At 63.1% G+C, this 23,954-nt stretch carries 24 protein-coding genes; 18 read left to right on the top strand and 6 right to left on the bottom strand.

Annotated features, from left to right (window positions below):
* Window positions 1–6: 6 nt before the first annotated feature.
* The 4 genes from Q0L25_RS18060 (at window position 7) to Q0L25_RS18045 (ending at window position 4,697) form a co-directional block, all read left to right on the top strand.
* Window positions 7–240: a hypothetical protein gene (locus Q0L25_RS18060; protein ID WP_296616699.1), complete on the top strand. Its 234-nt coding sequence runs from the start codon at window positions 7–9 to the stop codon at window positions 238–240.
* A gap of 66 nt (window positions 241–306) precedes the next feature.
* Window positions 307–1,068 (top strand): hypothetical protein, encoded by a 762-nt coding sequence (locus tag Q0L25_RS18055; protein ID WP_296616698.1) that lies wholly within the window; start codon window positions 307–309, stop codon window positions 1,066–1,068.
* Between the two features lies 1 nt (window position 1,069).
* On the top strand, window positions 1,070–1,441 hold the full coding sequence (locus Q0L25_RS18050; RefSeq protein WP_296616696.1) for a hypothetical protein: 372 nt from the start codon (window positions 1,070–1,072) through the stop codon (window positions 1,439–1,441).
* A gap of 310 nt (window positions 1,442–1,751) precedes the next feature.
* The gene (locus tag Q0L25_RS18045) at window positions 1,752–4,697 is read left to right on the top strand and encodes a hypothetical protein (RefSeq protein ID WP_296616694.1); all 2,946 of its coding nucleotides are present in this window, start codon (window positions 1,752–1,754) and stop codon (window positions 4,695–4,697) included.
* A gap of 32 nt (window positions 4,698–4,729) precedes the next feature.
* Here the strand turns inward: Q0L25_RS18045 and Q0L25_RS18040 are convergent, their stop codons facing one another.
* Complete coding sequence (locus tag Q0L25_RS18040) at window positions 4,730–5,350, bottom strand: hypothetical protein (RefSeq protein WP_296616693.1); 621 nt, start codon at window positions 5,348–5,350, stop codon at window positions 4,730–4,732.
* 303 nt (window positions 5,351–5,653) lie between these two features.
* Here Q0L25_RS18040 and Q0L25_RS18035 point away from each other — a divergent pair, with 303 nt between their 5' ends.
* The 6 genes from Q0L25_RS18035 to Q0L25_RS18010 are packed head-to-tail and all read left to right on the top strand — an operon-like array spanning window position 5,654 to window position 13,705.
* A complete protein-coding gene (locus Q0L25_RS18035; RefSeq protein WP_296616691.1) occupies window positions 5,654–6,310 on the top strand; it encodes a DUF2460 domain-containing protein in 657 nt (218 codons plus the stop codon).
* 2 nt (window positions 6,311–6,312) lie between these two features.
* Window positions 6,313–7,179, top strand: coding sequence for a DUF2163 domain-containing protein (locus Q0L25_RS18030; RefSeq protein ID WP_296616690.1), 867 nt, complete (start codon window positions 6,313–6,315; stop codon window positions 7,177–7,179).
* Complete coding sequence (locus Q0L25_RS18025; protein ID WP_296616687.1) at window positions 7,176–7,604, top strand: NlpC/P60 family protein; 429 nt, start codon at window positions 7,176–7,178, stop codon at window positions 7,602–7,604. Before Q0L25_RS18030 ends, Q0L25_RS18025 begins: the two co-directional genes overlap by 4 nt.
* A complete protein-coding gene (locus tag Q0L25_RS18020; RefSeq protein WP_296616685.1) occupies window positions 7,604–10,600 on the top strand; it encodes a phage tail protein in 2,997 nt (998 codons plus the stop codon). The genes Q0L25_RS18025 and Q0L25_RS18020 overlap by 1 nt, the downstream gene beginning before the upstream one ends.
* A 34-nt stretch (window positions 10,601–10,634) precedes the next feature.
* Entirely contained in the window at window positions 10,635–12,761 is a 2,127-nt protein-coding gene (locus Q0L25_RS18015; RefSeq protein WP_296616683.1) for a hypothetical protein, read from the top strand.
* Complete coding sequence (locus Q0L25_RS18010) at window positions 12,758–13,705, top strand: hypothetical protein (RefSeq protein WP_296616681.1); 948 nt, start codon at window positions 12,758–12,760, stop codon at window positions 13,703–13,705. The genes Q0L25_RS18015 and Q0L25_RS18010 overlap by 4 nt, the downstream gene beginning before the upstream one ends.
* Here Q0L25_RS18010 and Q0L25_RS21830 read toward each other — a convergent pair.
* The 3 genes from Q0L25_RS21830 to Q0L25_RS18000 all read right to left on the bottom strand — a co-directional run bounded on the left by Q0L25_RS21830 (window position 13,663) and on the right by Q0L25_RS18000 (window position 15,688).
* A complete protein-coding gene (locus Q0L25_RS21830) occupies window positions 13,663–14,010 on the bottom strand; it encodes an FkbM family methyltransferase (RefSeq protein WP_367184170.1) in 348 nt (115 codons plus the stop codon). The two genes, Q0L25_RS18010 and Q0L25_RS21830, sit on opposite strands and share 43 nt — an antisense overlap.
* A 159-nt stretch (window positions 14,011–14,169) precedes the next feature.
* Window positions 14,170–14,511 (bottom strand): hypothetical protein, encoded by a 342-nt coding sequence (locus Q0L25_RS18005; protein ID WP_296616679.1) that lies wholly within the window; start codon window positions 14,509–14,511, stop codon window positions 14,170–14,172.
* Between the two features lie 49 nt (window positions 14,512–14,560).
* Window positions 14,561–15,688 carry an acyltransferase gene (locus tag Q0L25_RS18000; RefSeq protein ID WP_296616677.1) on the bottom strand — a complete coding sequence of 376 codons (1,128 nt, stop codon included), beginning with the start codon at window positions 15,686–15,688 and terminating at the stop codon, window positions 14,561–14,563.
* Between the two features lie 113 nt (window positions 15,689–15,801).
* On the opposite strand from Q0L25_RS18000, the gene Q0L25_RS17995 reads away from it, so the two are divergent.
* From Q0L25_RS17995 to Q0L25_RS17970, 6 genes are read left to right on the top strand one after another with little or no spacing between them, the layout of a single operon-like run.
* A complete protein-coding gene (locus tag Q0L25_RS17995; RefSeq protein WP_296616676.1) occupies window positions 15,802–16,068 on the top strand; it encodes a hypothetical protein in 267 nt (88 codons plus the stop codon).
* Window positions 16,068–16,316, top strand: a complete 249-nt coding sequence (locus Q0L25_RS17990) for a hypothetical protein (RefSeq protein ID WP_296616674.1) — start codon at window positions 16,068–16,070, stop codon at window positions 16,314–16,316. Before Q0L25_RS17995 ends, Q0L25_RS17990 begins: the two co-directional genes overlap by 1 nt.
* Before the next feature lie 32 nt (window positions 16,317–16,348).
* Window positions 16,349–16,633, top strand: a complete 285-nt coding sequence (locus Q0L25_RS17985; RefSeq protein WP_296616672.1) for a hypothetical protein — start codon at window positions 16,349–16,351, stop codon at window positions 16,631–16,633.
* Window positions 16,626–17,291 carry a glycosyl hydrolase 108 family protein gene (locus tag Q0L25_RS17980; RefSeq protein WP_296616670.1) on the top strand — a complete coding sequence of 222 codons (666 nt, stop codon included), beginning with the start codon at window positions 16,626–16,628 and terminating at the stop codon, window positions 17,289–17,291. Before Q0L25_RS17985 ends, Q0L25_RS17980 begins: the two co-directional genes overlap by 8 nt.
* A complete protein-coding gene (locus Q0L25_RS17975; RefSeq protein ID WP_296616668.1) occupies window positions 17,291–17,749 on the top strand; it encodes a hypothetical protein in 459 nt (152 codons plus the stop codon). The genes Q0L25_RS17980 and Q0L25_RS17975 overlap by 1 nt, the downstream gene beginning before the upstream one ends.
* A complete protein-coding gene (locus Q0L25_RS17970) occupies window positions 17,736–17,981 on the top strand; it encodes a hypothetical protein (protein WP_296616667.1) in 246 nt (81 codons plus the stop codon). The genes Q0L25_RS17975 and Q0L25_RS17970 overlap by 14 nt, the downstream gene beginning before the upstream one ends.
* Here Q0L25_RS17970 and Q0L25_RS17965 read toward each other — a convergent pair.
* Window positions 17,978–19,027, bottom strand: coding sequence for an acyltransferase (locus Q0L25_RS17965; RefSeq protein WP_296617796.1), 1,050 nt, complete (start codon window positions 19,025–19,027; stop codon window positions 17,978–17,980). The genes Q0L25_RS17970 and Q0L25_RS17965 overlap by 4 nt on opposite strands.
* A 339-nt stretch (window positions 19,028–19,366) precedes the next feature.
* On the opposite strand from Q0L25_RS17965, the gene Q0L25_RS17960 reads away from it, so the two are divergent.
* Window positions 19,367–22,795, top strand: a complete 3,429-nt coding sequence (locus Q0L25_RS17960; RefSeq protein WP_296616665.1) for an autotransporter domain-containing protein — start codon at window positions 19,367–19,369, stop codon at window positions 22,793–22,795.
* Window positions 22,796–22,870: 75 nt separating this feature from the next.
* On the opposite strand, the gene Q0L25_RS17955 is transcribed toward Q0L25_RS17960, so the two are convergent.
* The gene (locus tag Q0L25_RS17955) at window positions 22,871–23,425 is read right to left on the bottom strand and encodes an NAD(P)H-dependent oxidoreductase (protein ID WP_296616663.1); all 555 of its coding nucleotides are present in this window, start codon (window positions 23,423–23,425) and stop codon (window positions 22,871–22,873) included.
* Window positions 23,426–23,561: 136 nt separating this feature from the next.
* Here Q0L25_RS17955 and Q0L25_RS17950 point away from each other — a divergent pair, with 136 nt between their 5' ends.
* Entirely contained in the window at window positions 23,562–23,948 is a 387-nt protein-coding gene (locus Q0L25_RS17950; RefSeq protein ID WP_245661884.1) for a helix-turn-helix domain-containing protein, read from the top strand.
* The last annotated feature ends 6 nt before the right edge of the window (window positions 23,949–23,954 follow it).

Genomic DNA, 23,954 nt, shown 5'->3' with positions numbered 1-23,954 from the left:
CAACAAATGGCACGATCGCAATCCGCCGCGGCCGACACCGATCCCCCGATGCCGAAGGCGGACGGCGATCCGGCGATCTCCCCTACGCCGTTACGCTTCACGGCGCCCGCCCATGTCAGCGCGATCACGCTGTCGACCGCGCGCGAAATCCGCGTCGAGGACGGTATGCTTAGCGCGCCCGACGACTTGAGCGACGAAGAGCGACGCCAGATCGTGCGGGCGGGATTCACCGCCAGCTGATTAGAATCACTTTCAAACAGGAACGCCAATGCCCGCTTCTTGCGGGCTTTTTTATGGAGAAATGGCATGGCCATGTACAATTTCGGTGCCGGGGTGCTGTGGGGCACCCCGACTTTTGACGCGACGGGCGCGGCGATCGCCAACCCCACTCCCCTGATGCTGGCGGTGACGCAGGAAGTCTCGATCGACATCCAGGGCGACATCAAGGAGCTGTACGGTTCCAACCAGTTCCCTGTCGCGGTCGGCCGCGGCAAGATGAAGATCACCGGGAAGGCCAAATACGGCCAGTTCAACGGCGCGGTGATGAACAGCCTGTTCTTCGGCCAGACGGTAACATCCAGCCTCTACAGCATCGTCAATGACGTGACGGGGGCAGCCATTCCGGCAACGCCATTCACGATCACCCCGACCGTGCCGGGCGGCGGCTCCTGGGCGGGCGACCTGGGCGTGCGAGACGCGACCGGTAACCCCATGACCCGCGTCGCCTCCGCCCCCACTGCCGGCCAGTATAGCGTCACTGCCGGCGCCTATCTGTTCGCATCCGCCGACACCGGCAAGACGGTCTTCATCAATTACAGCTACACCGCGACATCGACCGTCGCGAAGACCTCGGTCGTGCAGAACATCCAGATGGGCCAGGCGCCGACTTTCCGTGCCGACTTCTTCAACCAGCTGGGCGGTAACGGGCTGGCATTGACCTTGTTCGCGTGCGTGTCGAACAAGCTCGCGCTGCAGACCAAGATCGACGACTTCATGATCCCGGAACTCGATTTCTCAGCGTTCGCCGATCCGTCGGGCAACGTGCTGAAATGGGGGTCGGCGCAGTAACATGGCGATCATGCACATCCTGGGGCGCGATTTCGCGATCGCGCCCTACAAGCTCGGCGAGCTGCGCCGGGCCGCGCCCTATATCGACAACATCCAACGCAACAGCGACGGCGGCTCGCTGAGCGGGCTCATGGACTCAGCGCTCGACCTGCTCAACGTGCTGTCGATCGGGTTGGTCAAGATCGACCCGATGCTCACCCCCGATTATCTCGAGGCGAACGTGTCGATGGACGAGTTCGTCCGGTTGCAAGCCGCGTTCGTGGCGCTGAGCGAGGAATCGGGGCTCACGCGCAAGGGGGAAGCAACGGCTCCCCCGGCGCCGGCGCCGGAGGGAGCCTCGAACGAGGACTTGCCGACCTCGTCCACGATCTGATCGCTGCGGGTATCGAGGGCGGATCCAAACGGGCGATCGAGGAGGATTGGGGGCTGGCCGACGTCGAAGAGCAGCATCGCACTTGGCGCCGAACCGGCCCCCCGCTCAACATCACCGCGATCGCTATCGCGCGATCGCTGGGGGTCGATCTGACGCGATCCGATGACGATGCGCCGCAAAGCGATCCTCGCGACCTCGACCCCGACCGCCCCACGCTGACGCAGTTGGCCACAGATGTCGCAATGCCGATCGCCGGAGGCGACACGCTGGCGGCCTCGCGCGCTATCCTGACGAAATTGAAGGAAATGACATGACCGACGCGGTGTTCATCCGGATCGTCGCCGACACATCCGGCATGGGCGTCGCGTTGGATGGGATCAAGCGCGACCTGGGCGAGTTGAAGAGCGTCGTCCAGGGCATGGCCGCCGGCTTCGAGCAGGGCTTCGACGGCATGCGCGACGCCGCGGCGCGCGGCGCGCAGGCGATCGACCAGTTCAGCGCGAGTCTGCACGCCGCCAGGCCCGAGGAATTCGCCGCCGCCGTCAACAAGGCCACACAGGCGGCCAGCGCGCACGCCAAGGCGACCAAGGATACCGCGACGGAAACGCACAGCGCCGCGACTGCGATCGCGGGGTTCGGCACCGCGCTCGGCGCGGCGTTCGCGATCGGCGAGCAATTGTTCGATGCGGGCAAGAAGGTCGCCGACATCGCGGTCGAGATGGGCAAGGCGGCGGAGAAGACGAGCCAGCTCGGCCAGCGTCTCGGCCTGTCGACGCACCAGGTGCAGACACTCCAGGCGATGTCGAAGGCGACCGGAGCCGATTTCGACAAACTGGCGCAAAGCACCTCCACGCTCAGCAAGAATTTCGCCAAAAGCCCGGAAGGGTTCAGGCGGCTCGGCATCGATATCAAGGCCGGGTCAGACCAGATGGCGATCCTGGCGGCGGTCGCGGACAAGTTCGCCAAGACCGCCGACGGGCCGCAAAAGACCGCGATGGCGTTCCAGTTGATGGGCCGTAGCGGCGCGGAGATGGTTCCGTTTCTCAACCAGGGCGCGCAAGGGCTCGCGGACCTCACGAAAAAGGCGGAGGAATATGGCGCCGTCAACGACGATGCGGTTCAGAAGGGCCTCGCACTCGCCGGCAGCGTCAACGAGGCCAAGCTCGCCTGGTCTGGGCTCGGCCAGACGCTGACCGTCGCCTTCGGCCCAGTGCTGAAGGAGGCCGTCGACGACTTCAATTCGCTGATCAAGGCGATCACCCAGTCGTATCAATCGGGCGGCGCGGCGAAGATCATCTTCGACGGTCTGGCGGAGGCGTTCTCTGCGTTGCTTCAGATGGCAGGCGACCTGCTCAGCGGTCTCGAGGGTCTGTTCTCGGTCACCGGCGGCGACAGCGTCGACTGGGGCAAGGAGATCAAGGACACGATCGACGAAGCGGTCTCCGACTTCAAGGACCTCATCGAGCAGATCGTCTGGTTCGTCGCCAAGTGCGAAGAACAATATTACCTTTCCGCCTATCACACCGAAACCTGGTGGGCGGACGTCCGGCAGACCTATGACAATTTCATGCTGGGCGTCGACGAACTCGTCGCCAAGGTCAAACTGCTCGGCATGGTGGTGCAGCAGGCGCTGAACTTCCAATGGGGCGACATTGCCTCGACCTGGGACAAGGGCATGGCCCAGATCCAGGATGTCGTCACGCGCCGCGGGGCGATGATTGCCGCGGCGGCGGCGAAAGCGAAGGCCGATGCCGCCCAGAACGTGCTCGCCGCCATTCAGGTCGACCTCGCCTACGCCAAATGGGATGTGGATTTCCGCAAGCCGAAGGCGCCCGCTTCGGGCGGGATAAAGGGCACCGGCAACGGTGAAGGCGACGGCAGCGGAAACGCGTCCAGGGCCGCGCCGAGATCCAGGGCAGCCAAGAGCGACAAACCCGACGTCGTCGGCCAGTATCGGACGGAACTCCAGGACCAACTGCTGGAAGAGAAGAACTGGGGCGTCGATACCGCGCAGTTCGAGCTGCATTTCTGGCAGGACAAGCTGGCAGCCACGAAAGCCGGCACCGATCAGTGGAAAGCGATCAACCGCGAGGTCCAACGGGCGCAGCTCGCCGTCGCAAAGGAAACCCAGCAGGAAGAGATCGCCGATATCAAGTCCGCGCTCGCGATCAAGACCGACCTGGCCAAGACCGAGACGACGATCGCCAGGGCCAAGCTCCAGGACAAGCTGGAGGCGATCGACGAAGATGCTCGCGCAGAGAGGATCGGCGCGGTCCAGGCGGTGACGCTGCGCAACAACGTCAATCGCGAATTGAGACAGCTCGACGAGCAGGCCGAGAACGACGACTACCAGGCGAAGCTCGATGCATTGAACGCGGAGTTCAACATCGACCATCTCGGCGTTACCGAGAAGGCCAATATCCATCGTCAGATTGAGCAGCTCCGGGCCGAGCACGAAAACCGGATGCGCACGATCAGCGCACAGAACGCGTCTGCGATGCTCAAGGACGCCAACGCCAAGGCCGACGCCATCCGCGCGAAATGGCAGAGCATCTTCCAGCCGATCACCCAGGCCTGGACGCAATCGCTGCAGGGGATGGTCAACGGCACGACCAACCTCCGCAAGGCACTGCTGAGCATCGGCAATGCGATCGAGACCGAAGCGTTCGAGTGGATGGGCAAGGTCCTGACGCGGTTCCTGGTCAACGAAGCGACGAAGACGGCGGCGACCGAGGCGGGCGCCGCCGCGCGGTCCGGGATCGAGGAGGCGGCGTCGGTCAAATCGATCGCCCTGAGCGCGATCACCGCGCTGAAGCAGATCGTCCACCAGGCCGCGGTTGCCGCCGCCGGCGCTTATTCCGCCATCGCGCGCATTCCCTATGTCGGCCCCGTTCTGGCGCCGGCCGCCGCTGCCGCCGCGCTGTACGGCGTCTATTCGCTCGGCAAGTCGGTGCTGAGCGCGGAAGGCGGCCTGGGCGAGGTGCCCGAGGACGGAACGCTCATCAGCGCCCATGCCCGCGAGATGGTCCTCCCGGCCAGTCTCGCGATACCGCTCCGGCAGATGCTGCTGTCAGGCGGCGCGGCGAACAACAATGCGCCGCCTGCGGCGAACGACGGCGGCACAGCGTTCCACTATCATGACCATGCCGGCACGCGGACGCCAGACGACATTACCGCGAACCTCGACGCTTTCGCCCGAGCGATCAAGAAAGCGCACCGTGCCGGCAAGCTCGGCTTCGCTCTTCCGTCGAACTAGATCGGCAACCGCCCCGTTTGCCGCCTGACGTCCTAAAGTGGCGTCTTTTTGGCGTCCTTCGCCTCAAGATCGTCGATCGCCAGCCGATCGTATTCGTCGGTCGAAACGAGAAGTTCGCCCGAACTCGCATCGGAGGGCGCGAAGGACTGATAATCGACGGTAAAGCCCTTCCCCCGCCAGACGGCATGTTTGGCCGGTACCGGCACGTCGTCGATGATCCTGCGGGATTCGAGGACCTGGATGGGCTTGCCGAACTTGGCGGTCAGCTGCGCAATGATCCAGTCGGCACGGGCATATCCCGGGGTCGCTGCTTCGATTGCGATGACATTGTCGCTGCTTTTCGAGAGATAGGTCCCGATCAAGTCGACGACGCTGAGTTCGGGCGTCTTGTCGTGGGGAAAGAAGATATCGGCTTCCCTGAACGGTGACCTGGTCAATTGCCGCGGGCGCGTCACGCAGGTGGCTGGCTGTTTGGTTTTATACAAGGGCATCCCATCCGGACCGGGAGGGGCGCCCTCGATATGTTGGCACTCCGGCAGCGTCACCGGAGTCCCCAACTGCACACCGAAGACCGTCGGCAGCGCCTGCGCATTCGCCGCCCCCGCCGCTAGGTACGCCGCCGGCAACAACAACCATTTGATCATGCGCTTCATCCGATCCAATCACGCGCCGGATCGATCCCGCCGCTGAAGTGCCACACTATCGCCCGGCGGTGCCTCCGCAAGGCCATCTGCACGTCGATGGATCGAAAACGGACCCAAAAACTTCGAACGCCAACTGACGACATCCGTGCCCGTACTTCGCACCCGACCACCGACTGTGGCCCTCCGCAAATGAAGATGATGCCAACCGAGGCGTCCGAGCACGCGTGATAACCGCGTCCGTCGCCCGGCCATAACGGCGCCATTGCCTAGCACGGTCATAGTCCGCGCAGCCCATTTCGATTGGAGACGAGATTGCCCACGCTCTACCTGCCGACGCGATGGCTCGTCACATCCGATCCGTCGATCGACGATCCCGACGTGTTCCCGACGCTGATCGGGCAATCGTTCCTGGTCGCGAAGACGCCGACTTGGGCGACGAAGATCGCGACGGCGTCGTCCGGCCGCGAGCGGCGACGCAAGACCTGGTCGTATCCGCGGTGGCAATTCAAGGTGTCGTACGAGGTCCTGCGCGACCTTCCGGCCACACCCGACCTCGAACGCCTGACCGCGTTCTTCCTGCTGCACGCCGGGCAGTATCAGGAATTCCTTTTCTTCGATCCCGGGGACAACACGGTTGCCGGGCAGCGGTTCGGTGTCGGCGACGGCATCACGACCTCGTTCCAGCTGAGCCGGAGCATGGCTTTCGGCAGCGCGACCTTTACCGAGCCGGTAGGAGCCGTGCTCGGAACACCGACCGTGTTTGCCGACACCGCGCCGATCGCCAGCTTCACCGTCGGTCCGCGAGGATCGATCACGTTCGCAAGCGCGCCCGCGGCCGGCAAAGTGCTGACCTGGACCGGGCGCTTCATGTTCGTGTGCCGCTTCGACGACGACGCGCTCGAGCTCAACCAGATGATGCAGAGCCTGTGGTCGCAGGACGGGCTCTCCTTCACCACGACCAAGGGCTAACCATGAAAGCTGCGTCCCCCGCGCTGATCACTTTGCTCAACGGCGGCGCGGATTTTCAGATGGTCGACCTGTGGACGATCACATTGGTCGGCGGCGCCGTCATCAGGTGGTCAGGCGGGGATGTCCCGATCGTCTCTGGCGGCCATGTCTATGCGCTTGGCCCGATGATCGAGCGGCAGGATATCAGCGAGAAGATCGGGCTCGACGTCACCACCGTCGACATGGCGATCACCGCGAGTCCGGACGATCTGATCAACGGCGTGCCGATCATCCCATTCATTCGGGGGCATGGCTTCGATGGCGCCAATGTCCGGCTTGATCGCGCCTTCCTGACCGACTGGAACCTGCCGGTGGTCGGCACGGTGCTGAGATTTTCGGGCCGCGTTACCGCGATCAGCGCGATCGCCGGCAATGGCGCGACGATCACGGTGTCGTCCTGGACCGTGTTGCTCAACGCCAACATGCCGGCCAATCTCTATCAGGCGGCCTGCCTGCATGCCGTCTACGACTCCGGCTGCGCGCTCGATCCGGCAGCCTTCGCGGTGACGGGCATGGTCGGCGTGTCGCCCGCCCCGACACGCACGGTGTTCGACACCAGCCTGACGCCGCCGTCCAGTGATTTCGCGCAAGGACGCATCGTGTTCACGTCGGGACCGAACACCGGCATCTCGGCGACGATCATGTCGAACGACGGGGCAGGCCTGTTCCAGCTCGTCTCGCCCCTCCCCGCGCTGCCGGTCCCGGGCAACACGTTTACCGCTTATCCGGGATGCGACCTGACGCAGAGCCGCTGCTCGGTCCGCTTCAACAACCTCGGGCGGTTCAAGGCGACACCCTATGTTCCGGTGCCGGAGACCGCGTTCGGATGACGCGCGAGGAGGTGGTGCGCGAGGCACTCGGCTGGGAAGGCACGCCCTATCATCACCGGGCGCGCTTGCGCGGCGTCGGGGTCGATTGCGCGATGCTGCCGGCGGCGATTTATGAAGCGGTCGGCCTGATCCCGCGGGTCGAGCCCGATTACTCGCCGCAATGGATGCTGCATCGTGACGAGGAGCAGTTCCTGGGCTGGATCACGCGGTTCGCGCGCGAGATCCCGCGCGGCGCCGTAAAACCCGGCGACCTCGCGATCTGGAAATACGGCCGCTGCTATTCGCATTCGGCGATCGTCATCGACCTGCCCGAAGTGTTGCACGCCGTAATCCGCGGCGGCGGCGTGGTGCGCGGCAACGCCGATCGCGACGAGGAGTTGCGCTCCCGGCCGGTCAAGTTCTTCACCCTGTTCGAGGATCAATGATGGGCGGCAAGACCACCTCGACCACGTCACCGAAGCTCAACGGGCTGCAGGTGCAATCGTCTACCCTGGGCCTGCCCATCTCCCTTGGCTGGGGCCGCGGCCGGATGAAGTGCAACCTGATGTGGTACGGCGCCTTCACCGCGATCGCGCACACCACCAGGACCGGCAGCGGCAAAGGCCTGGGCGGTGGATCGAAGAACACGACCTACACTTATACCGCGTCGATCATGATGGGGATTTGCGAGGGCGGCGCCGGCGGCATCCGCGGCATTCGCACGATCTACAAGGACACGGCGGTGCTGACGTCGCTGTCGGCGGCGGGGTTGAGCCTGGCGACCGGCACGCCGACGCAAGCGGTGTGGAGCTACCTGACCTCAAAGGCTCCGGCTCAGGCGATCCCCTATAGCGGCATCGCCTATGTCTATGCCCAGGATTACGACCTTGCCGACAGCGCGACCCTGTCCAACCACAGTTTCGAGATCGACTTTGGCGTGCAGTTGAGCGGCGCCGCCAACGGCGACGCCGACCCCAGGGACATCATCACCGATTTCCTGATCAACCCGGCTTATGGCGTACCGATGTGGGGGTCGGGCCTGATCGGCGATCTGTCGGATTATTCTCTCTATTGCCGAGCCAACAACCTCCTCTTGTCGCCCGTGCTCGAATCGCAGTCGGGCGCGGCGTCGGTCCTCGAGGAATGGCTGACCGCGACGAACTCGGCGGCGTTCTGGTCGGAGGGCATGCTCAAGATCCGGCCCTATGGCGATGCGCCGGCATCCGGCAACGGCGTCACCTGGAATCCTAACCTCACGCCTGCCTATGACCTGACCGAGGACGATCTGATCGTCGACGACAACGGCAACGCCGTGTCGATCGAGATCGTCGACCAGTCCGACGCCTATAACATCGTCCAGTTCGAGTTCCTCGACCGCAGCCAGCAATATAATGTCGGCATCGCGACCGCGCAGGACCTGAACAATATCATCACATTCGGGCGGCGAAAGCAGGATCCGACGACAGTCCATTGCATCTGCGATGCGGACATCGCGCGCAAGGCGGTGCAACTCTATGCCCAGCGGGTCCTCTACACGCGCGAGAAATACACATTCAAGCTGCCGTGGAACTTCGCGCTGCTCGAACCGACCGACCTCGTCACGCTGACGACGACCACCGATTCATTGCTGCTCGACCGTACCCTGGTGCGGATAACCGAGATTGGCGAGGACGCCGACGGGTTGCTGGCGATCACGGCCGAAGGCGTTCCCATCGGGGTTGCTTCAGCAGCGCTCTATGCCCCTCACTCCGGCTCCGACGGATACAAGCCGAACAGCGATATCGCGCCGGGATCGGTATCGGCGCCATGGTTGTCCATCGCGCCGGCGAACCTCGCGGGGCTCGATGCGGAGGTTTGGCTGGCGGCAGCGTCGACATCGCCGACCTGGGGCGGCTGTCAGGTCTGGATCAGTACCGACAATAGTAATTATTCGATGGTCGGCACGATCGATGGCCCTGCGCGCTACGGCACGCTTACGGCGCCGCTCGCAGCAGGCACCGACCCGGACACGACGAACATGCTTGCGGTCGATCTGTCGACCAGCCTGGGACAACTCGACAGCGTCGGCCTATCCGACCGTGACGCGGGCGTGACCTTGTGCATGGTCGGGGACGAAGTCGTGTCTTACCAGACGGCGACCCTGACAGCGGCCAATCGCTACACCCTGACCCAGCTTCGTCGCGGTCAGCGCGGTACGGGTTCCGGCGCACATGCGAGTGGAACGAGTTTCGCCCGAATCGACGATGCGATCTTCAAGTTCGGCTATGACGCCAGCAATGTCGGCGACACGATCTACGTCAAGCTGCCGTCGTTCAACATCTACGGCCGTGGGCTCGAGGACCTGGCGAGTGCCACCGCTTATTCGATCGCGATCAATTCGGCGCCGGCGCGCGCCGCCTATCGCGACATCAAGTTCATGCGGTCCTACGCGCAGCCCGCGACGCCGAGCGGCGATAATCCATCCGGCTGGTATGACGGCGTGCCGGCCGGCATGGCGACGATCTGGTCCAGCACCGCACTCAAGACCGCTAGCGGAGCGTTATTGGGCATCTGGACCGCGCCGCAATCGCTGTCCGGCCTGACGCCCCGCGGCGATTACGACGGCAGCGCGACCTATTTCCTGAACAACAGCGTCGCCTATGGCGGCGGCAGCTATGTCGCGACGCAGGATGCGTTCAGCGGCCATGCGCCGACCGGTACCGGCCAGGCCAATGCCTATTGGGACGTGCTGGCCGCGCCCGGCAGCGCCGGGACGCCCGCCGTGCCGCCGGGGGCATTCAGCGCAACGATCAGCGTGCCGTCGGGATCGGCGGTGAACCTGCGTTCGCTGGCCGACGCGGCCGGCTATACCGGCAATTCGGACGCGACGGTGACGTTCAATGTCCCCAATGGCGTCAACGTCACCGGGCTGGCGAGCGGCGGCATCGGTATCGACACCGGAAGCTGGCCGACCGCGTCCCATGCGATCGCTCTGACTCTGGTCGTTCAGAATGGCGGATCGGTCAGCGGCGGCGGCGGCAATGGCGGGAGCGGCGGCGGTCCCGGGTTGGCCGGCGGCGATGCCGTCTATGTTCGGGTACCGATGACGGGCGGGATCACGGTCGACGCCGGCGGGGCGGTGCGTGGCGGCGGCGGCGGCGGCGGATCGAACTCGATGGTGTCCCCGTACAAGGTCGGAACCGGCGGCGGCGGTGGCGGCGCGCCCAACGGCCAGGGCGGTGCGGGAAGCGATGGCTACCTCACGGCTGGGGACGACGGTCAGAACTGGTCCGCTGGAGGTGCCGGCGGTTCACCTAATGGCGGCGCCGGTGGCAACTATGCCATGGCAGGTGGCGCGTCGGGCGGAGGAACGCCGGGCGGCGATGCCGGCTTCGCTGTCCGCAAGAACGGCAACACGGTCACCGTCACCAACAACGGCACCATGACCGGGGCCGCAGCGTAACCACACAACGCCTTCCCAGAGGATTGGCCACACCATGCAATATTACGAGTTCATCGCCTCCCGCGGCGACACGGGGGCCGTGTTGCCGCTTGCCAAGGTCACCGTGTTTCTGGCGGGCACGGCTACGCTGGCATCGATCTATGACAGCGCGGGTGCCGGCCTGGCGAATCCAACGACCGCGGCGCCCTCCGGCCTGGTGGGGTTTGCCGCCGCCAATGGCGCCTATGACATACAGATAGCGTCGGCAGACGGCTCGTATCTCGCGCCCAAGGTTCATGACCTGCAGCTCTACGACCTGTCCCAGCTGGACGCGAAGGTGGCGACGGTCACAGCTGCTACGACCGCTCCGGGATTTCTCGCGGTTGCTGCCGATCTGGCACTAGGCGCGGCAAGCAAGATCGGCACGGTGGCTGCGGATTTGTTGAGCGGCGCCAGCAATATAGCAGTGGTCGCGGCAGACCTCGCCCTGGGCGGCGCGTCGTTGATCAGACAGGCGATATCCAGTGCCGCAGCGGCGGCGTCCTCCGCTGCGGCAGCTGCGGCTAGTGCTGCCTCTATAGGGTGGTTCTTCCGCGGCCCTTCCGGTTTCGCTCTGATTGATACGGCGGGCTATCGCTGGCTCAACGTCACGCTGACAGACATCAAGCACGTCGCGATCGACCTGATCAAATCGCGACTGGCGGCGCTAGAAGCCTATACCGCCAAGCTGCCTCTAATCGGCGCGCCCGGCGCCGCGACCTTTTCGCTAGTCGACAACAACGGCTACAACTGGCTGAAGGCCACGCCGACGACCTTGCAGCACAAGGTCATCGAAGCAATGTCAAACCGGATTGTGGCCGCCCTTCGTGGCCCCCCTGATCCATCGATCGCCAATATGCGCATCATTGCAGAGCGGATTGGCCTGCATATGTCTGGCGAATCGCTGTCGCTGGGGCATGGCTCGCCGGTCATCACAGTAGGCGCAAGCGCGACCTCCGATATGTTCGGCAACGCTGAGCTTACGAAAGCCAGCATCGTCCCGGACGACATCGGCGACATCTCAAGCGCGTCAGACTCCGACCTGATCTCGAACCGTGCCGCGCTTACGCCAGCCGTTGAACTCAGCTACAGTGCCGACGCCGATGACTGGACCAGTCACGGCGAAACGCCACTCACGGGCTGTGCGCAGATGATTGTGCAGCTCCTGAAGGACGAAGACGGCATCGACTTCCTCGCGGCCGGGATGCGCTTCTTGCTTTCCGATGATGGTCGCAACGGCGGCAGTATAACGACCGAAGATGCAACGCTCACTGGCCTGACGGCGCAGCGCGTCTACGCCAGCTTTGGGCAAGCCCAGGCGCTCTATAGCGCGCTCGGCAAATCCTATGCGCCGGCAGCTCAGATGATCATCACTGGAACGAACGACAACGCCTCCGACAGTACAAATTATCCGAGCGGGGCGGATACGAAATGGTTCTACACTCGAGCTCAGACCGTTCAACTGCAACGCCAAGCCAAGGCAATCGCCCTCAGGCTCATTAGTCCGAACGCACGGTTACCGTTGCTGATCGGCCAAACTGCGACACATACCAACCCAGTTTTCAATGCGCCGATCCCTCACGTTGCACTCGATCAGCTCCAGCTTGCGATTGATAAACCAGAGTTCATCCTAGCCTGCATCCAATACGGGGTGCAGAACGGCGTCAACGACATCCACATGACCGGCGCTGGCAGCAAACAAATGGGTGCTTATTTCGGATGGCACCTCAAGCGCCTTATGTTTGATGGTCTGCGTATTGGACCGATGGTACCGACATTTACGGCGCAGAACTCGCAGATCGTCGCGACCTTCCCAGTCCGTCCGGGTCACACAATAGCTGGCGGCCTGACAGTTGCTGACACCACCGTTCTCTCTAACTGGGGTGTCGCAGCTGTCGACGCAAACGGAATCGCGAAAACGCTGAGTAATCCTCGCGCGGTCGCACGCGACCGCATCGTATGGGATGCGCCTGCTGCTCCAGCAAACACTTGGAAGTTTCGCTGCGGTTATACCGGCAACACCACCAAAGCGTGGACCAACATTGCCGAAACTCGAGCGGACTCCACACTTATTTTCGACCCCTATGCCCTGCGCCTGCCGATGTATCGCTGGCTTCCTATATGTGAGGTGCCCCTGACATGAGAATTGCTATTCCTTTCGGCGGTGTCGATGCCTCTGGGTTCGGCTTTGGCCGCACTCGGTCATGTCCAGCATTCGGTGCAGGCTATGCCGCCTATATGTTCGGCACGTCGCTCAACGACGCGCCCACAGTCAACCTATTCACTGGTGCCAACGATGGGCGGCTGATTGGCACGCCAGGAGCTGTCGGGCTAGTCGGCGGTCCGATGGCGACCGCCTTTAGCGGGGCGGTTACGGGCGGCAATCTGCTGACAGTTACCGGAACCGTGACCGGCGATCCCCTCGCAGTCGGCCAAACGATTGAACTGGCCACCGGCGCGGGCGGAATTCTGGGCGTCATCTCCTCGCTCGGGACCGGGGCCGGCGGCGCCGGTACCTATAATCTCACCGGCGGCGTCAATACCTCGTCCCAGTCGTTGCGCGCCTTCACCCGCTTTTTTGAGGTGCCGGGGTTCGTGCGCGACATCTTCAATGTCGGCAGCGCACTTACCTTGGTCGCCATCTACAAATCTGCGATCAACCAAGGTATCTTGTCGGACGACACTAATGGCGGTTCATTGGGCATGCTAGTGCCCGGCTCGTTCGAGGTCCAAACCTTCGGCCGCGACAGTGTTGGCACTGTGGTTAATGTCTCCACCAGCTCAGGTTTCGCCAGCGGCGCCGCGACCTGGAGTATGGGCGTATCGGAGTATAACACGGTCACCGCCCAAGGCTTCACCCAACGGTCCGGCGCGGCACGTAGTTCGTCGGCGTTCGCGACTACAAGGGCCGCCAACCCAATGGGAAGTATCACTCGCAAGCTGCGGACGCACCTCTATACCACTACAACGCCTAGCGCGACGATCGCAGGGATCGCGATATATACTAAGATGCTGTCGGGCGCGGAGTTGGACGACGCCTTTAGTTACTGGCGAGATATTTTGTCCGACGCCGGCGAGGTATTATAGCCCTCAGGAATGACCAGATAATCCCCGACCGGCAAGCTCTCGGATTTGTGTTCGACAAGCACCGTGCGATTGAGGAGCGCTCCCTTTCGACTCGTGTACAGCATTAATCGAAACGGAACTGGAATCAGCTCCGCGAGCGCCGAGGTGGTCGGCGTGTGCAGAGTGGTCTCGCTAATCTCCACCCAAATAAGTGGGCGGTTAGCAGTGATTGTCTCGCGAAGTCCGCGGAGCACGTTCGGTTCGAACCCTTGAACGTCGATCTTAATTGCGTCGACGGCTACGCCGCGCAATTCTTCGTCGCCCACGGCAATGTGCGCACTGAGGGCACGAGCGTTCTCCGTCGAGAAAGGTAGACAGGCCGTGATTGTCGTTGACGAAGATCGGTAAGTCGGCAACCGCGTCCCCCAACCCGACTTTGCGCAATTCTACCTTGGCCCAAGGGTTAATCGCGATATTCCGCTCGATCAGCGGCCAAACCTGCGGATTGGCTCGAACGAGATAACGCGATTGAAATGGCGGGCGAATGCTAGCGCGTGGTTCCCTATATTCGCACCGACATCGGCGATTGTTCCGCGCCGGCTTGCCTGGGCGAGGAATGGCGCAATTTTGTGCCAGTCGTATGATCCGTAGAGATAGGCCTCGCGATCGATAGACGATTTGAGATTGCCTGCAAAGCGAGTCTCACCCCGCCGACATTCGAATTCGGCATCATGCTTCGCGAGTTTGGTAGCAATCGCCGGCCATCCGCGAACGTGGCGCATGAAACCGAGCGATTTAGCGAGCCTGGCAGAGAGTGGGATTGTCATGGCACAATGGCCTATCAGCGCTGCCGCGGTCGGCCAATGATAATTGCGCTCAACGTGGAGGGTCAGCGACTTCCTCGATCGCGGATGGCTTCATACGCACACGCGATCGGACCCACTCGCGTGCCGGCTCTTCGATATACCGGAAAACGACGATGGAACCGCCAACGACTACCAAATACTGCAGCGGCACGAGCCATTTGTTCTCGCCTAATAGCCAGGTCATGTAAAAGTGTACCGGCTGGTGCAGTAGATATAGAGAATAGCTCGCCGCGCCAAGTAACACGAGCCAGCGTTGTTGGAGAACTCTAGCAACGATCGAGCCACGATCGCCCGCAATGGCAAAGATAAGGAGCGCCGCCAAGACTGTCACGGCTGATGCGACCCACGGCTGATGCGATATACATAGCACCAATAATAGCACCGCGATCGGCACCCATGGCGGCAAGGGAAAGCGTTTGCCATCACGCCTGAAATGCAACTCGCCGACCAGTACGCCGATAATGAATTCAGGCAACCGGATGATCGGCGTCGGTACCCATCGGAGCCATTCGAAATAAGCCGGATGCAACGAGAAAAATGCTGAGCTGCCGGTAGCAAAGTCCAGTACCACTAGGGCCAGAAGGGTCATATAGATTGATCCTGTGGACAGCCTAGTCGCGACGGTCGTGAGCCAAGGGAACCAGAGGTAGAAGAACGTCTCTACCGAGATCGTCCACGATGGCCCGTTCCAGATGCCGAGTAGCGGCCATGGCGCTGTGATCCACCAATGCAAAAGCAAGAACTGGGGCATATCGCGCCAGTCGTAGTTCACGCCCGCAAAAGGGAACATCACGATCACCGTGATGAAGTACACCGGGTAAATGCGAGCGAACCTGGCAATGGCGAATCGCTTGATGTCTTCCCACGTGACCAGCCTGCAGCGGTAAGTGTGGTGCAGAATGAAGCCGGACAGCACGAAGAAAAACGTGACGCCGGTGTACCCGTTCAACAGCGCTGATTTAATTATGCCAGGAATATGTGGCTGTGCGGTGAGGAACCCAGAGCCGGAATGATACATCACAACAAAAATTGCTGCGAAGAAGCGGATACTGGTCAGTGGCTTAATGAGATTTGCGCTGGCGGCGCCCGCTTCCGTTCGACGCGTACGCCGTGCCGCTCGATTCGCGCTTTCTGACATGTCGACGCGGTATCCGCTTCGACGGTCCGGGGAAAGCTCCGCGCCGCTACGCGACGCTCACTTAGTCCGATCGCAACACCTTCAAACCACTTCCCAGTGCGAGTACCCCCCAAATGACCACCCCTGCCAAAGTTCCGCCGGCATGGCTGGCCTGGCTTCCCGTCGTCACGACGATCTTCCTGATTGCGGGCTTCCTGTGGGCGGGCGGCGGCAAGATGAATGAACTGGCCGAGCACGAGCGCCGTCTGGCCGCGCTGGAAACGCGACGCGAGTCCGACGCCGACAAGCTCGACAAGATCAATGAGCGGACCGCACGGATCGAGGCGAAGCTCGAGGTGCTCGTCCCCTCACCCGGCCAAACCAGGACAGGACAACCTTGATGTTCGATCCCGGCTCCATGCTCATCCTCTTCGCACTGGCCCTGATGATGGTGTCCCCGATCCACGCGACCTTTGCGAGGCCGCGGATCAGCATCGCTCAGGTCACGCCGATGGTGCGCGATTCAGTTCCGCCGTCGGCGCCGGCGACCGATCGCGGCGAGCTGGTTCGCCTGGCCGACAACGCCCTCGCCAGCGACCCTCTCATCCGTGCGACCGCGGCGATCGCCAAGGCCTACGACCAAGCCTGACGCCCGCGGCGCTGCCGCAAGTGGAGGAAATGATGAACCTGCTACGCAAGTGGTGGGCGCCGCTCCGCGCCCGCCTGATCGATGATGCACGCCTGTGGTGGCGTTTCTGGAGCATGCGCCTGGCTGCGTTCGGCGCCGTCGCCACCGCGCTGGCGCAGTGGTTTCCCGACGTCCTCTCTGCCGCGTGGAACGCCGTGCCGCCGGACATGCGGGCCTATCTTCCGGCACCGTTGCTCCATTCGATTCCAGTCGCCCTGTTCGTCGCCATCATGATTGCGCGGATCGTCGCGCAGAAGAAGGCGATGCCCGATGACTGAAGGCATCGACAGCTTCGTCGAAGGCGACGCCGCGGCGCGCGCCGGCTGGGCGAGCAAGGGCGCCGTCGCCATGGCCATCGCGGTCATCCTCGCCGGCGTCTATGCCGTGGAGGGCGGATATGTGAAAGACCCGCGCGATCCGGGCGGCGCGACCAGCTATGGCGTCACCGAGCAAGTCGCTCGCGATTACGGATATCGCGGCGACATGCGCCGGTTCCCGCAACATTGCGACGGCCCCGCGACCATTTGCGCCGATGCCGTCTATGTACGCAGCTATATCGCCGCCCCCGGCTATATGCCGCTGGTGGAGATCGAGCCGGCGGTTGCGGCCGAGTTGATCGACACCGCGGTCAATATGGGGCCACGACGACCCAATCGCTGGTACCGGCTGACGATGAACGTGCTCGGCCGGACGCGGCTGCCCGACAGCACGGCGGCATTGGGGCCGGCCGACGTTACGGCATATCGGATGCTCCAGGCAAAGCTCGGCGTCGTCCCCGCTTGCATCGCGACGCTCGACGCGCTCGATGGCCGGCAAGCAGCGGAATATCGCCGGCTGGCCGCCGCAAACCCCAAGCTTCGAGCGTTTCTCAAGGGATGGTTACGGAACCGGATCGGGAATGTTGATCGCCGATCCTGCGGCAAGGGAGGCGGCTGATGGGATTCCTCATTTCCCTGGCGCTCAGTTGGAAATGGCCCGGCTGGGCCGCTCGCCTGTTCGGCTGGGCAGCACCGGTGCTGACAGCAGTCGCGGCCGCAGGCGCCATCGTCACGTTGATCTATCGTCAAGGCGAAACCATCGGCAAGACCAAGGCCGCGGTGCAGGCCGAGAAAGCGCACGCCAAGACGATCGAGGTCGCGCGCGCCGACGAACGCCAGGCGCAAGCGACCGTCGATGCCATCGGCAAACGCGTCGCGGCGGCCGACGACAAAACCGATATCCTCGTCCGAACCAAGATAAGGGAGATGCACAATGCGCTCGATGCGAAGCCGGGGCCGCTCGCCGGCGATCCTCGTTCCGCTGCTCCTTTCGACGCTGACAGCATGCGGGACCACCTCAACGCTCTCGTCGTCGATGCGAATCGATCGGCCGATGCCGCCGATGCCGAGCGCTGAGACTATCGGGACCGAGCGCCTGCCGACCTTGACCGGCAAGAAATCGGGCGAGTTGATCCTGATCGACAAGGGCGAATATGGCGAGCAACTGGACCTGCTGGCCGAAGCGATCGGCGCGGTGGCGCGGCTCAACAACCGGCAAGGCGCGCGCAACGCCTATGACCGCTGCGTCAAAGCCATATTCGAGACCGGCAAGACGCCGGCGGGCTGCCCGAAGGCCAACCCCAACTAAATCGGTTCCGGATCCGGCACCGACCGTCTTGTCCTGAGGCCGAACCGGTCCATCATTCGCTTGCGCAGGGGCCGGTCGAACCAGCGGTCGAGAAGCAAGACGGCACCGACCAAAAGCGGGCAGCAGACGAGGAACAGGACAGGCAGCGGGAACGTGCCGGCGCGACCGGCGTGACTGACGATCCAGCTGACGGCGATCAGCGCCGGCATATGGAGCACATATACGCCATAGGACGCGTCTCCGAGTTTTTGGAAAACCCAGGCCGTGGCGCCGTCCACGTCGACCCGCATGGCCAGCACGCCGGCCGCCGGAAAGATCACCAGCACGCAGAGCAGGTGGTACAATGCCGTCCATTTGCCGGGGCTCAACGCGAACAGGCCGATCAGTACCGCCGCGCACGCCAGCCCGATCAACTGCGACCGCGCCCTTGCGCGCGGGACGGTTCGATATATGGCCACGCCGAGGAAGAACGAGAACATGACGCGAATTGGGCCCGCCTCGGCAGTCTGCCACAGACTACCCGCGGAGAGCTGGCCATGGATCAGCGTGATCGCAACCACGCCGACCGCCCCGATGGCGACTATCGCGGCGATGACCCTGGCCGACAATCGATGCCAGAACAGCACGAATATGAAATTGGCTACCAATTCCCAAAGCAGCGACCAGAACGGCGAATTGAGCTCGAACAGTTTCCCGCCCCAGCCTTGAGGGATAAACATCAGCGTCAACACGACCGCCGACAAAAGCTCGCCGTACGAATGGTAATAGCCGCCGCGTCCGGTCGCGATTGCCACGAAAACCGCGGCACCGCCGAGTACTGTTCCCAATGCGTAGAGCGGCCAGAAGCGGATGATCCGCGTCAGCATGAAGCGGGCGACGTTCAGCTCTCCGCTGGCAATTCGGCCGTCATAGGCGTGAGCGATCACGATGCCGCTCAGCAGGAAGAACAAGTCTACTGCAAGGCCTCCGCTCGCGGCAAAAAACCAGGGCGCGCTGATGGCCTGCCAATGCAAGGAGGCGACCGCAATGGCGGCTAAACCTCGCATACCGTCGATCAGCGTAAAGCCGTCCGTTCCCCGCGCCATCGGCCTCCATAGCGCCCGTTGATGTGCGCGGCAGTCCCGTACCGAATACGCCTTCCTGGCGCAACGCATGCAGCCGCGGCTTTATGGGGCCGCGTCCAGAGGTTTGCGCGACACGATACCACGTCCTGATCGAGATTGTGTTCGGCGGGCCACATCCGGCAAACAATCGACCAAGGTTATATATATCCTACGTCCGATATGTCCGAATTGCTGTCTAATTCACATTGACCGGACCGCCACCCGCGCTAGCGATCCTTTCTTGGCCCTGCGGGAAACAGGACCAACAAGAAGGGGATAAACATGTCGCACCGTTCCGCGCGCCACAGCGCGCGTCTTCGCTTCATCTTGAATACGTCCGCCGCACTGGGTTCGTTGGTCGCCGCCGCGACGGCGCACGCGCAGACCATCGGAGCCGTTGCCAATTCGAGCGCGGGCGCGCCGACCGGCAATTATTATTCGCCGCAGGACGCGACGTCGGTGGCGCCGCCCGAGACGTCGATCCGCGAGCCGCAGATCGTGATTTCACAGCCCGGCAATCCCAATTCGTCGACGCCGCCCAATGGCGCGCTCGACGCCAATGACGTGACCGGCATCGGCGAGATGATCATCGACCAGCAGAACGGCTTTATCGGTCTGTGCACCGGCACCCTGATCAATCCCCGCACGGTCATCTTCGCCGCGCATTGCGTCAACGAGAATCCGGACGACACTGGTTTCCAGGATCCCTGGGGTTACGGCGCCGCCAATGGCGGCCGGCCGATCGCCTTCGGATTCCGCGCCAACAACAATGCCGCCGGCAATTCCGCCTTCGGCAACTGGTTGTACGGCGGGTACCAGACCGACGTCGCCAATTATCTCTACAACGTCAATCAGGTCACTTATAATCCGGCGTCCACCGCGCTTGGCGTCGGCAACAACTTCCTGCAGGGCGACATCGCGATAGCGACGCTCGATACCCCGGCGGCGAATGTCCCGACCTGGGCCATCCTGCTGTCGCAACTGCCGGCGCCGGCGTCGATCGATGCTACCAAGGGGACCGGCTATCACGTCACGATCACCGGTTATGGTGACAGCGGTACGGGCAATACCGGCGACACGCGAGGGGTCGATTTCCGCCGGCGTGTGGCGGAGAATTATATCGGCCTGCTCGGATCGCTCGACGACGTCGACGGATTCCTGTTCGGGGTCAACGACGGCCTGCCGCAGAATCTCTATCAGCTCGATTTCGACGACCCGCGCCGTGGTGCGCTGAACGCGAGCATCTATGATTTCAACCTGTTCCGCGACAACGCCTTGCCGAAGGAAGGCATTACCGCGCCCGGCGATTCAGGCGGGCCGTTGATCCTGGACGACACATTTTCGAAGAAGCTGGTGATTGGCGTCCTGTCAGGCGGCAGCCGGTATTTCAACAGCCAGCCTTCGGCGAGCTATGGCACGTCAGCCTTCTATCAGCCGCTCTATCTCTATTGGGACTGGATCGCGGCGAACAACAATTACCGTTATGTCGGCTCGAAGGCTGGCGACGCCAACTGGGCCGACCCGACGCATTGGGTCACCAACATCGATCCCAATTACATGACGATCGTCGATGGCAATCTGGTCAACGGCGTCCCCTCGACGCTGGGCGACGGCGTCAATGGCACGTCGGGCAAGTTCGGCGAGATCTGCATTCAGCAGGGCAACAACAGCGACTGCTACAACACCACGACCGGCGTCGAGACATATAACGGGACCGAATATCAATTCACGCCCGCCGGCGGGCAGCCGGGCACCAGCCCGATTCCCGATCCGACGCTGGATAACGGACTGCCGGGCGCGACCAATTTCGTGCCCAACGACCGCGATCCGGATGCGGCGACGCATACCCGTGCCGCCTATTTCGACGTCACCTTGGCCGCGGCGGGTACGACAACGCTCGATACCCACGCCACGGTCGATCGCCTGACGGTCGCCGGATCCGGCGCGCGGCTGAACATCGCCAATGGCGGATCGCTGACCAGCCTGATCGACATCACCCAGACCAACGGCCGCATCACGGTCGACGGGACGATGAACTCGGTCGGCGATTACCTGTTGTTCTCCGGCGCGCTGGACGGCCGGGGCCGCATCAATACGCCGTATCTGACCAGCGTGACCGGCATGATCGCGCCGGGTACGGCCGGTACGATCGGCATGTTGACGGTCGGCGGCAATCTGGTGCTGTCGTCGGGCAACGTCCTGCTGATCGACCTCGGCGCCAATGGGGCGTCGGATAAGCTGGCGGTGGTCGCCAATCAGTTCAGCGCACCGGGCGTCGCGGTGGACGGGCTGGCGTCGATCGGCGGCACGGTGCTGTTCGCACCCGCATCGGGCTATATGATCCGCGATGGCGACACCTATCAGATCCTGACCGCGCAGAACCAGTTGACCGGGACGTTCAGCACGACAGCGCTGAGCGCGATCCTGACGCCGAAATTCCTCTATTCGGCCAACGACGTGAAGGTGAAGATCGTCGCCGGCAAATATGCCGACGTGGTGTCGGCCAATTCGCCGGTGCAGACGGCTTATGCCAAGCTGCTCGATGGCGATCGCTCCGGCAGCTATAACGCCTTGGCGGGGCTGTACGGGCCGCTCGATCTGCAGAACGCGGCGACGATCCGCTCGACGCTCGAAAGCTGGGCGCCGCGTACGGAGACGCTCAAGACCGCGCTCGGCACCGCCGCCACCGACAATATGGCGCGCTTCTATCGCGATCGGCTCCAGGCACTTGGCAATGACGACCTGGGAGGCACGGTGGCGATCATCGGTCAGCCGCTCAGCGTCACCGCCAATTTGAACAATGTCGGCCCGATGGGATCCTACGAGCCGGGCGTCGCCGGCGGAGCTCAGGCCACCAGCATATCGACCGGCAAGGTGCCCGACGACGTCAGCGTGTTCTTCGCCGGCGGCTATCTGAACGGCAACAGCGCGCCGATGGCGACTGCGATCCCCGCCGGCGGGCGCGACACGTTCGACGGCTGGTACGGTGCGGCTGGTGTCGAAAAGCAGGTGAGTTCGACCGCGACGATCGGCTTCGCCTTGTCCTACACCAACACGCAGGGCAGCACGACGACCGGCGCGACCGCCAAGGGCGAACTCTATCAGGGCACGCTGTACGGCAAGCTCGGCCTGAAGAACGGCTTCGGGCTCGATGGCGTGTTTTCCGCCGGCCTGTTCGATACGCATATGGTGCGATCGGCCAACCTGGTCGGAACGCCTTACACGCTGCGCTCGGATGATCAGGCGTTGGCCGTCAGCGGCGAAGTGGGCGTGTCTTGGACGGCGAACCTGGGCGGGCTCAAGCTCGGGCCGCGCGCAGCAATCCGTTACGGCGATATCGGCTTTTCCGACACCGCCGAGAGCGGAGGCCCGATGGCGTTGCGCATCGATCGCGAAGGGGTGCACTCGACCCAAGGCCGCCTGGGCCTGACGCTGGGTGGCGGCAAGGGCAAGGTGCGGCCCTATCTGACCGGCTATTACGTCCATGACTTCGACAATCAGCCGGCGTCGTTCGGCGCGAACTTCGTTGGCGGCGTCGGGCCTGCCGCGCAATTCGCTTTGGCGGGCCGCGACAAGGATTGGTGGGAAGCCTCTGGCGGGCTTGCCATCGACATGAAGAACGTCACGCTGTCGGTCGGTGCCGACACGACCATCGATCGCAGCGACGTGAAGAACCAGAGCTATCGCGGGAGCATCACCTTCCGCTTCTGATCCGGTTCAATTGCTGGATAAACGAGCCGCCTTCCCTTCGGGGAAGGCGGCTTTTTTTGTGTCCGCCGTCCGAGGCTAGGCCGCGATCGCGGCCGCTTGGGTCTTCGCATCCTCGAGCGCCTTGGCCCGCGCGTCAGGGCCCATCGCAATCCCCTCCGCACGCACGAAAGCGATGTCGGTCACGCCCAGGAACTCGAAGAAGCCGCGGAGATAGGTTTCCTGATGGTCGAGCCAGGCCTGCCGGGTGTCCGACCCGTAAAAGCCGCCACGCGCCGACGCGATGATCAGCTTGCGTCCACCGGCCAATCCTTCCGCACCCTTATCGCTGTAGCGGAAGGTGATGCCGGCGATCGCGAGACGGTCCATCCACGCCTTCAGGTTGGAGGGAATGCTGAAATTGTACATCGGCGCGCCGACCACGATGACGTCGGCGGACAGGAATTCCTCGGCGATCGACGCGTCGCCGAGATCACCCAGGGTCACATGCCCAAGCGGATCCGAGGCGAGGTCGCGACGCCGGACTTCGGCATCGGGGTGGAGCGTCCTCAACCTGGCGATCGCCGCCTCCCCGATCGAGCGGGTGACGCTGTTTTCGGCAGTGATGCTGCTGTCGACATGAAGGATGATCATGGTGCCTCGCTGGTATTGATTAGTTACTGAGGCACGCTAGATAACCGTCATCATTCGCGTCACAAGAAGGCACATTTTTGGCGATGAGGATCAATTATGTGCCCCGGTATCAACGATGTAACCGAAGGGTCCGATAGTGAATCCCCATGGACCGCAATGCCGCGGCGTGACCGGCGTACTCCAGCGCGTCGGCGACAAATGGAGTATGTTGACGATCAACGCGCTGGCAGATGGGCCGAAGCGGTTCAGCGAATTGCGGCGTTCGGTCGAGGGCATCTCGCAACGCATGCTGACACTGACGGTGCGCGGGTTGGAGCGAGACGGTCTGGTCACGCGAACCGTCACCCCCAGCATTCCACCCCGGGTCGATTATGAACTGACCGAACTCGGCCAATCCTTGCAGCAGCCGGTCGGCGAACTCGCGCGCTGGGCGGTCGACCATCTGACGGTGATCCAGGCCGCGCAACAGCGCTTCGATCTGGCGGCCGATGCGCGCGACGACGGCAAGCTCAATCCGTATTGAGATTGT

Origin of the sequence: Sphingomonas sp. (assembly GCF_024508665.1) — a bacterium.
Taxonomy (GTDB): Bacteria; Pseudomonadota; Alphaproteobacteria; order Sphingomonadales; family Sphingomonadaceae; genus Sphingomonas.
This window is presented reverse-complemented; position numbering and strand designations above follow the sequence as displayed.